At 41.2% G+C, this 9,594-nt stretch carries 9 protein-coding genes; 4 read left to right on the top strand and 5 right to left on the bottom strand.

Going from position 1 to position 9,594, the window contains the following annotated elements:
• Nucleotides 1-230: 230 nt before the first annotated feature.
• The 4 genes from BV375_RS04500 to BV375_RS04485 form a co-directional block, all read right to left on the bottom strand.
• Nucleotides 231-533 (bottom strand): hypothetical protein, encoded by a 303-nt coding sequence (locus BV375_RS04500; RefSeq protein WP_208096187.1) that lies wholly within the window; start codon nt 531-533, stop codon nt 231-233.
• A gap of 129 nt (nt 534-662) precedes the next feature.
• Complete coding sequence (locus tag BV375_RS04495; protein WP_086757707.1) at nt 663-1,544, bottom strand: phosphodiester glycosidase family protein; 882 nt, start codon at nt 1,542-1,544, stop codon at nt 663-665.
• A 117-nt stretch (nt 1,545-1,661) separates the two neighbouring features.
• On the bottom strand, nt 1,662-1,934 hold the full coding sequence (locus BV375_RS04490) for a hypothetical protein (protein ID WP_086757710.1): 273 nt from the start codon (nt 1,932-1,934) through the stop codon (nt 1,662-1,664).
• A 708-nt stretch (nt 1,935-2,642) separates the two neighbouring features.
• The gene (locus tag BV375_RS04485) at nt 2,643-3,722 is read right to left on the bottom strand and encodes an ATP-dependent 6-phosphofructokinase (RefSeq protein WP_086757703.1); all 1,080 of its coding nucleotides are present in this window, start codon (nt 3,720-3,722) and stop codon (nt 2,643-2,645) included.
• A 570-nt stretch (nt 3,723-4,292) separates the two neighbouring features.
• Here BV375_RS04485 and BV375_RS04480 point away from each other — a divergent pair.
• The 3 genes from BV375_RS04480 (at nt 4,293) to BV375_RS35755 (ending at nt 7,442) form a co-directional block, all read left to right on the top strand.
• On the top strand, nt 4,293-5,351 hold the full coding sequence (locus tag BV375_RS04480) for an ABC transporter substrate-binding protein (protein WP_086757701.1): 1,059 nt from the start codon (nt 4,293-4,295) through the stop codon (nt 5,349-5,351).
• Complete coding sequence (locus BV375_RS38990; protein ID WP_086757699.1) at nt 5,348-7,111, top strand: ATP-binding protein; 1,764 nt, start codon at nt 5,348-5,350, stop codon at nt 7,109-7,111. The genes BV375_RS04480 and BV375_RS38990 overlap by 4 nt, the downstream gene beginning before the upstream one ends.
• 160 nt (nt 7,112-7,271) lie before the next feature.
• Nucleotides 7,272-7,442 (top strand): ssl1498 family light-harvesting-like protein, encoded by a 171-nt coding sequence (locus tag BV375_RS35755; RefSeq protein ID WP_143841989.1) that lies wholly within the window; start codon nt 7,272-7,274, stop codon nt 7,440-7,442.
• 183 nt (nt 7,443-7,625) lie between these two features.
• On the opposite strand, the gene BV375_RS04470 is transcribed toward BV375_RS35755, so the two are convergent.
• On the bottom strand, nt 7,626-8,507 hold the full coding sequence (locus BV375_RS04470; protein WP_243713841.1) for a DMT family transporter: 882 nt from the start codon (nt 8,505-8,507) through the stop codon (nt 7,626-7,628).
• Nucleotides 8,508-8,785: 278 nt separating this feature from the next.
• On the opposite strand from BV375_RS04470, the gene BV375_RS04465 reads away from it, so the two are divergent.
• On the top strand, nt 8,786-9,133 hold the full coding sequence (locus BV375_RS04465; protein ID WP_086757694.1) for a hypothetical protein: 348 nt from the start codon (nt 8,786-8,788) through the stop codon (nt 9,131-9,133).
• Nucleotides 9,134-9,594: the final 461 nt, after the last annotated feature.

Below are 9,594 nucleotides of genomic sequence, written 5' to 3'. Positions count from 1 at the left end.
ATCATTTTCATTATTCCTTGTGCGCGCAGATCATGGAGTCTCTTGCATAAGTCAATTTTTTGGACATTGAACTACAAATGCACACAAATAATCACCGATATTTATCTGTGTTTATCTGTGTACCCTACGGGAAGCCACTTCGTGTCTACATCTGTGGTTTTTTTATTCTTATTCGGATGTTTACAACAAGTTTAATTTTGACAAAAATCAGGCTAATGGATAGCAAAATATCATTTGGGACATTCTGGTAAACTTTTACCAGCGTAATTGCAATCAAAATAAATTAGAGCTTCCCTACTAGAAGTGAAATTTCCAGTTGTATTGTATGGGTTACTTTCTTGACTAGCCTCCCTTGACCAGATTTTCAAATAGTAATTACTGCTATCATCGCTAGACCATAATTCATAACGATAATCACCTCCTGCCCCTTCGCTATTTAAGTAGTCAGCTAGTGCTATATTTGATGTAGATAGACAGCTAAATACAGCCATAACAGGAACTACAGCTAGTTTTAGTATTTGGATTAATTTCATAAATGCTCAAGAAATTTACTTTCTCTAGCTTCATTCACAGGTGGATATTTTAAAATCAGTAATAATGTTGAATATTATGTGAGGATATTGCGAGGACGGTAAAAATTGTGATCTTTTCCTATCTAGACTCTAATTTTCTTGAACCAATAAAACTGATTTTACCTGTCGCTTGATTGGTTTTCTCAGAAGATTTAGCTTACCGTAAATAGTTTTGCCGTTGTAATAAAGTGAAGATGAACTTCCTCCATCCAGATTCATCGCTTTTTTGGCACCAAGGGTTTTCATGAAATCTGCTAGTTCTGGCAAGGACATCCCAGAATTAGCAAGACGGGAGATTGGTTTTTGAGCTACCATGACTAAAACAATGCTGCCATCATCAGTAATGCCTACAGCGCTTCTAGAATTAGGTTGATTGCTGCCAATTGCATCTTTTCCATTGGTTTTATCTACAAAGGCTTCTTGTTCTGAGGTAAGTTCTGGTAACAAGCCAGGCCCACCGCCTACAGCATCGAGTAACTGACACCCTGCTAATGGTGACTCACTATGCAGGGCAATATCATAGGTGATAGTTTCACCGCATTGATAGCGGCGGAATTCTGTACGATTGAAAATTTTACTGAGGTAAGGTTTTAAGTTGGGATTGTTCACCAGCCGTTCATTATCTTTGGGATCGGCGACTACACGGCCAGAAAGAACTACATGAGATGTAGATTTTTGATTAACTGGGTCAAAAAAGCCTGCGTTTAAGATTGCTTTCGCTTGATGTTTCTGGGCAAATTCTTCTACAGTATCCACTTTCGGTGATAGTGCAAGTGTTACCAAAAATCGGCTATCAGTGGGAATTGACAGGATATGAACTATGCTTTGTGGTAGAGTTCGCTGCTCGTAGCGGATGGTTTTTGGTGGTGAAGGTGCAACCGTTGGTACTACTGATATAGATGAATGTAACTTAAATAATAGCGGCATCCCCAAGCTCACTAGTGTCAAACCCATCAGCCAGATTTTTCTCACTTGTATACCCCAATCCTTGAGCTAGACGAATATTACGATCGCAAACGAGCAAAGTCTTGATCAGACTACATCTTAATATGGCGATCGCACCCCGATAGCACTTCTTCTAGTATTCAACTAAGACGCTTTCGGTTGATACCACAGGATCAGCTGCAACTTTGAGCAGTAGCTACCCCCCTCACTGATTTCTGGCTCATGTTCAGTTATCCAATCATAAATTTGTGCAGCTTTTGCCAATGCTACCTTTTCGGAACGATAAAGCTTAGGGCTAGGGCAAAAGGCTTTGCCATTGATGTGTATGGCTGCAATGTGCCAATAGTCGCCACCTTCACCCTCCGGTACAACTTCTAGAAATCCGTCACTGTAAGGCTCGATTATTCCTATGTTCATCTGCCAACCAATCACACTCTAAAAATATCTATCCTACAGTTGCAATTGGTGAATTGCCATCGTACTCGTTAGGTAAGCAGTAAATCAATTTTACAAATCAAGCAAGGTCTAGAGAAACTTAACGCACGCTATTTTAAGTAATTCTTCAGATATACTTCGCTCTGGCTACTTTTGTTCATTTTTGACAAAAGCTTAGTTAAGAAAATAGTCTTTTTAGCAGATGTGTGCACTGGAAAATGGTCATATATTTATAGCATACAGTTCAGAGCTATTACTTCACTAATAAAAGGAGCATTATTATATGCTTACCACCATCATTTTTTTTGCTAGTTACGCTGCTATTTCTACATTCTTTATCTCGACTATTGAATAACAAAACATAAGCTCCAATGTAGGAATTAGATTTGATTTTTGCAATACAAATAGGGGATTAGGATGGGCAATGCCCACCAGATGAGGGTTTTGGTGAGCCATGCTATCCCTTTCAATGTAGTTGCAATATCCCAAAAATAGAAAAATCAGGTTTTTGGGTCAAATGAATTTTTACGCTCGGCTTTTTTCCTTATAATCTAGAGAAAAACTAACGGACTAAATATCTAATTGACCATTACCTCAATCGTTACGTAGTTTTGCAGAACTAGGTGGGCATTGCCCACCCTACAATTGAAGTTCAAAAGGTCATTTTTTTTATTAAACCAGTTTCCTTTGTTAATCGCCTAAATAAATACCCAAGCCACGAGCAGTTTTCACTAAAGTATCTTCTGGATTGACAGCTCTATATTGAGCGATCGCCTCAGCAATTGGTACAGTCAGAACTTGGCGATTTTGCCAGGTTGTTATGAAGTCATATTTCTCTTCATCTATGAGATTTACTGCTGCTACACCAAAGGCAGCTGCTACTAATCGATCTAGTGGTGAAGCAGTTCCACCCCGTTGGATATGTCCTAAAACTGTGACTCTGGTTTCTGCACCAATGCGATCGCTAAGTTGATCGGCTAAATATTGCCCAATCCCACCATATCGAGATTCACCGAAACGATTTGTCATGGTGACAGATTCACCCTCTTGAGTCCGAACTGCCTCGGAAACAATAATTAAACAATAGTTTTTGCCTTGCTCTTGGCGCTGTTTAATTTGGTAGCAAATGTGCTCCATATTGTAGAGAATTTCTGGAATTAAAATCACATCTGCACCCCCAGCAATTCCCGCAGCTAGGGCAATGTGTCCTGCATCACGACCCATCACTTCTAAAATCATGACTCGACTGTGAGAAGCAGCGGTAAAATGCAACCTATCGAGTGCTTCTGTGGCAATATTTACTGCTGTATCAAAACCGATGGCATGTTCGGTAATGCCAATATCATTATCAATTGTTTTGGGTATCCCCACTAAATTGATACCGCCTTGTTGTGCCAAGCGGCGGAGAATAGCCAAGCTACCATCGCCACCAATCCCAATCAAAGCATCTAAACCTAGTTGATGATAGCCTGCAATAATTTCCTCTGAGCGATCGCATACACTACCATCAGGCATCGGAAAAGCAAAAGGATCGCCCTTGTTGGTGGTTCCTAACATTGTCCCACCAGAAGTTAACAACGGGTCAACTTGGTCAATTTCCAGTTTGGTGAATTGCGGTGGACGCGCCATTAATCCCACAGTTGCTTGACGAATTCCCAGTACTTCCCAACCTTTTCCACAAGCACAATGGACAACAGCTCTGATCGCTGCATTCAAACCAGAGCAATCTCCTCCACTGGTAAGAATGCCTATCCGCTTACCTTTTCCCATGTATAACTCCTATTTGATTTTTGAGAAAAACTCCGTACACATCTACCTCCTTTGTTTCCCTTCTTTTCCTGTGGTCTGTTTCTATGAGTACGTTCACGAATCAAATAGGATGGTGAAATATATTTATCAACAGATTACAGCGATTTTTAGGTGAATTAACTACATCTTTTTTTATCTCATGTATGGGTGCAAAAATATCAAGAATAACGCAAGATTATGTTCTAAATAAATAAGAACTACTGTGAACTTAAGTAAAGAAAATAGCCAAAAAATTTAGGGTAATTTTATATAGTGCGGTAAGCTATAAACTTTAACTGGCAAGGGTTTGAGGCTAATTAAGAGTTTAGCTAAGAAAGAAAACTTAATATCAATAGTGACTGCGAGACTCATAGCTAAAAGCGATCATAAAAGTTTTCGGTCTAGTGACTTTCAGCCAAGCGCATAAGTATCTGCGTTAATGTTCATTTGACCTAAAAAGCTAGCGCTCGGTGAACGGTAACGTTATACCAACTATATTTTTGGGAACCCTGATTCTTGAGTACAGTTTTCCCAGAGTAGGGTTGGTAGGTCATGAAAATTGCTCAGATTATTGACACATTAGGTATTTGGTGGAAGCAAAAGTTGAGGTTAGGTATTAAGCCTACCTTTTTGTGTTTGTTTGCGATCGCCCTTTGCCTGACGTTTGTGACCAATGCCTGTAGTATTGGGCAAAACCAATCTCTCAAACCACTTCGGGTGGGAATTACAAGCTGGGTAGGATTTGACATTGCACGCTATGCCGAACCCGCAGGAATCTTCAAGCAGCGGGGGCTAGAGGTTGAGTTGGTGCGGTTTGATAACCAGCAAGATTCCAGTCGGGCTGTGCTCCGTGGTGGGCTAGATGCAGCATTTGTTTCATTCTGGGATGTGATGCAAGTTGATCCAGGTAATGGTAAGCCTGTGGTGTTAATGACGACCAATATTTCTGCTGGAGCAGACGGAATTGTTGCAAAGCCAGAAATTAAATCTGTAGAAGATTTGCGCGGTAAAAAAGTAGGAGCAAAGTTAGGAACTGTCAACCATTTAATTTTACTGGAAGCTTTGAAAGCCCATAATATTAAACCTTCTGAAGTTCAGATTCGGGATTACTCCAATGATGTAGCAGCCCAAAAAATTAGGGCAGGTGAGATCGACGCTGCTGTACTGTGGGAACCGATGCTAGGGGAGACAGCGAAGAGTATCAAGGGTAATGTAATTCATACCACCAAGCAAGTGGATAGTCTGGTGATTGATATCTTGATGTCCAGTGACAGCATAGTAAAAACGAAAAAAGCAGAACTCAAGCAATTTCTACTGGCATGGTTTGACGTGATGCACGCTGTTGAAACGCAGCCGACAAAAGTATTTAACACAGTTGGGAAAAAACTGGGGCAAAGTGGTGAGTCTTTTGCCAGTGATTATGCTGGATTAAAAAAAGGTGATATTACTTTAAATCGGCGGATGTTTGCAGCCGATAGTCGTCTCAATTCAGCAAAGGCAGAAATTGTGCAACTGCTCCAAGCAGATCCGCGTCATGGTCGAGTGATTCGGCAAGATGTAGAGATTAATACCGCACTTGTCAATGAAGTCATGACAGGATGGAAGTCATGAGTCAGTCATCTAAAAATAATTTATCCCACCAACTACTGATAGGTTTTGGTATTTCTCTAGCAACCGTTGGCTTAACCACATTGGGATTCAACTACTTCTTGATTAAATCAAAGTTGGAGCAAGAGCTAGAACACCGTGCCCAATCGATTACCCAAGGGGTGGGGTTTTCCACGGAAGGATTAATCGAACTGGGGAATACGAGTATTATCAAGCGAGTGGTACAAAACTACGCCACACTCCCAACAGTAGTAGAAGTTGCGATCGTCAGTCCCAATGGACAAACCTTGGCTCGGAGTGGAGCAGAACTACAAAACCCGCCTTATGCTTCAATTCATCCAGAATTGGCACATATCCTCAAACAGGCTTCTGAAACGGGTTTGCAAAGAAGTTTCAGAACCACGATCAACGGTAGGCCAGCATTAGTGGAAATTTTGCCCTTTAGCAGTACACTGTTTGGTCTGGCAGACCAACGCGGGTTAGCGATCGCTATTCTCGATGTTAAAGAACTGCAACAGCAGGCTTGGCAAACCTTCTCTACCTCTACCCTGACTTTACTCATTGGGATGTCAGCAATTCTGGGACTGATGACAATGATGATTCAGCGATCTGTCTTACATCCACTCCAACGTTTGAATAAAGCTGTTACCGACAGTCAAAGCATTGACCATTTTGTCATGCCCAGTGGATTGCCAAATAACGAAATCCAATTCCTTGGACAGACAATTCAAGCTGCGGCTACAAGAGTAGAGGCATACCAGCAACTTGAACAAGAAGTGGCACAGCGAAAGCAAACCCAAGCTGCTTTACTAGAGTCAGAAGCACAGCTACGGCAGCAAGCCCAAGATTTGGAAAAAGCTATCCAAGACTTGCAACAGGCACAAACGCAAATTATCCAAAGTGAGAAAATGTCTGCTTTGGGCAATTTGGTGGCTGGTGTTGCCCACGAAATCAATAATCCAATCGGTTTTCTCAAAGGCAGCCTCAGTAACGCCAGTGAATACGTCCAAGATTTACTACAGCATTTACACCACTACCAGAAAGCCTATCCCGATCGATTATCTAATATTCAAGACCACGCAGAGGAGATTGACCTGGAGTTTTTAACTGAAGATTTGCCAAAACTGCTCCTGTCTATGAAAGGGGCAATAGAACGAGTTCAAAATATCAGCACCAGCTTACGGACGTTTTCTCGGTCGGACACAGAACACCCAGTGGAATTTAATCTGCATGAAGGACTCGATAGTACCCTACTCATCCTCAAATATCGCCTGAAAGCAAACGAGCGGCGTCCAGAGATTGAGGTAGTGCGGTTATATGACAATATTCCTGCGGTCACTTGTTTTTCTGGACAGCTTAATCAAGTGTTCATGAATATTCTGGCAAATGCGATCGATGCTTTGGATGAATCGCATCAAGGGCAAAGTTATGAATATCGCCAACAACATCCCAATCGAATTACGATCGCAACCGGACTAACAGAGAATAGAAAATCTGTTATCATTCGCATTCAAGATAATGGAATTGGCATGACAGAGGATGTGAAGCAGAAGATATTTGAGCATTTGTTTACGACCAAAGGAGTTGGCAAAGGAACTGGTTTGGGCTTAACCATCGCTCGTCAAGTGATAGTCGATAAACATCATGGGCATCTAGACTGTGTTTCCAGTCTCGGCAATGGCACAGAGTTCATCATTCAAATTCCTATTCAACATTCCCCTTCAACAATTCAACAAGCTGTGTGTCAAATGGCAGAGGCATAACCAGCCCGTTGCACACCGAACCATATAGGCATTGATTTGAAATAGTGTTATAAGCAGATCTTATTAACTCTATAAATCTTTTGATGTCAAGCCCTGTTGACACTTTGTAACAATACTGTTAAATTTAGTTACATAAGTTAACAAATAAAGAAAACGCGCTATGTACACAACCGTTAATGAAGAAGGCATTTTAAATAACTACGCAACTGAACCCCAAATGTATTACGCTGAGTACCCTGCAATTTGGGAACAACGCAAATACGCTCTCCAAGGTGCATTCGCTACATTACTCGTTATTACTATAGGTTTGGTTGCTTTCAGCGTTAGCTAAGATTTTTTGACTTCGGTATCGGTATCTCTCATCGTCATTTGGTTTTCTCCCCCTCACCTCAGCCGTTAAGCTGAGGTTTTTTTTGTTGGGTGGGATGAAATTCCCGCTTCGTTGCTGTTTAGCAACGAAGCGGAATTTATCAGATATGAGTAATAACAAGGCTTCTAGGTTTAGGGCTGTGAGTTACTTCAAATAAAACAATAATCCAATCCCCGCGATCGCTATGCCTACACCTGCGATCGCTCTGAGGCTCACTTTTTCACCCATCCCAATGGCGATGGGGATGACAAACAATGGACTAGTCTGCAACAGCGTGGAAGCTATTCCTACAGATGTGAATTTAATTGCTGTTTGCTGCAACCAAATTCCTAAGAAGGTTCCACAAAAGGCAGCAAAGAAACTTGCTAAAATTACTCGCCTAGATTGCCAGTAGGGATAGGTAAATCTCATCTGCTTGGGAGCGGAAAACCATGCCCACACCAAAATCGTCAACACCGCTGCACTTAACCGCAACAAAGCAGCCCATAAAGGGGAAATACTTGTATTCGCAAATGCTGCACGGGATAGGATAGAGCCTGCGGTATTTGTGATTGCAGCTAACAAACCGAAGCCGATTCCTGGCCATAGCTGCGTTGAATTGACCTCGCTTGTACCAGGAACTCGTTCTGTTACTACCCAAGCGACTCCCAAAATCGTTAGCAAAATTCCACACCAAGCGCTAACATTGAGCGTTTCTTGCAGAAAGATTGTAGCGGCGATCGCTGTCATTGGTGGGGAAAGAGTTCCCAAAAGTAAAACCCGTCGCGCCCCCAAGTAATTGATCGCAGCCAGGAAGGCTGTATCACCCCAACCAATACCCACAGCACCGCTGAGAAAAAGTAAGCATACAGGCAAAGCAGAAAGCTGCGGTGATAATTCGCCAGACACCAAAATCGTCAGTAGCAGAAGAGCGATCGCAATTATCCCTTTAATTAAGTTCAGCTGTATTGGCGGAATACGTTGCCCTAGAAGGCCGTACACCACCGAAGCTACAGCCCACAAACAGGCAGCAGCTAAAGCCGCCACTTCACCCTTCCCATCCGTAAATGAGAGAATTAAAAAATTATTAAAAATAATCTACACCCATGAAATAATGCCTGAAACTCTTTAATAATACACTACTTAATTTTCTAAAAATTAGCACTCAAAGGTTGCAAGTGCTAACTAATTACTGAATTTTAATACTTATGATATAAGCCGCAATTCTACTTTTTGTGGATGCAAGTTATATAAAATTAGGCTCATAATTATTGCCATCCAAACTCAAAATTTCATATAATTAATTAACAAGTCGGAGGACTGGAATGAAATACACTTTTGACCTTGTAGGAGTATCTCCAGTTTTACAGTTTTTTAATCATCAACAGCAGAATCTCAAAAAGCCTCAACACGAAGGTGTGGAATACTTAGGAACGCATATTTGTACATTAGATGCGTTCTTAGAATCTATAGAAACAGTTCCGGCCAAATCGGATTGGAACTTAGATCAAGTAGTAGACACCGTAATTCATTTTTGGTTAAATAACTCCGAAAGCATTAACTATTGGAAAAGACGTTTAACTGATGCAGGTAGAGATAATTTATTGGTAGCAAGAGTAGCAGATTTCACAGCTTTACAAGCTGAGTTTGAATCCCTCTTGGGCGAAAATTAACAAGAACAGTGAGCAGCAAAAATAGTCCTTTTGCATAAGCCGATGTTTTGGATATCAAACCACTGATAAACACCGATGCACACAGATAAATAGCGAGCATCCCACTTTTGCAAAATCTAACAATCTTCCGTCATTGCGAGGAGGAACGACGAAGCAATCTCCGCTATTACGATTCCTAGCCTACAGGAAGCCGCTTTGCGTCTACGTTCCTCACAATGACATATTAAATTTTATTCTTACCTCTTATAAATCTATCGGCATTAAAGGGTCATACCCACTATTCACTAGACTTCTTGCAAAAATCCGAATAAGAATAAAAAAACTACAGATAAACGCAGATGAACACAGATAAATATCGGTGTTTATCTGTGTTCATCTGCGGTTCGATATTCAAAAAATCGACTTATGCAAGAGACCCCATGAGCTGCGTTCACAAGGAACAATGAAAATCTTAATCCTTC

It is taken from the genome of Nostoc sp. 106C (assembly GCF_002154725.1).
Lineage (GTDB): Bacteria > Cyanobacteriota > Cyanobacteriia > Cyanobacteriales > Nostocaceae > Aulosira.
This window is presented reverse-complemented; position numbering and strand designations above follow the sequence as displayed.

Excerpts from the sequence above, each read along its gene's own strand:
- BV375_RS04500 (WP_208096187.1), bottom strand. The coding sequence starts at position 533 with ATGAAATTAATCCAAATACTAAAACTAGCTGTAGTTCCTGTTATGGCT.
- BV375_RS04490 (WP_086757710.1), bottom strand. The coding sequence starts at position 1,934 with ATGAACATAGGAATAATCGAGCCTTACAGTGACGGATTTCTAGAAGTT.
- BV375_RS04485 (WP_086757703.1), bottom strand. The coding sequence starts at position 3,722 with ATGGGAAAAGGTAAGCGGATAGGCATTCTTACCAGTGGAGGAGATTGC.
- BV375_RS04480 (WP_086757701.1), top strand. The coding sequence starts at position 4,293 with ATGAAAATTGCTCAGATTATTGACACATTAGGTATTTGGTGGAAGCAA.
- BV375_RS38990 (WP_086757699.1), top strand. The coding sequence starts at position 5,348 with ATGAGTCAGTCATCTAAAAATAATTTATCCCACCAACTACTGATAGGT.
- BV375_RS35755 (WP_143841989.1), top strand. The coding sequence starts at position 7,272 with ATGTACACAACCGTTAATGAAGAAGGCATTTTAAATAACTACGCAACT.
- BV375_RS04465 (WP_086757694.1), top strand. The coding sequence starts at position 8,786 with ATGAAATACACTTTTGACCTTGTAGGAGTATCTCCAGTTTTACAGTTT.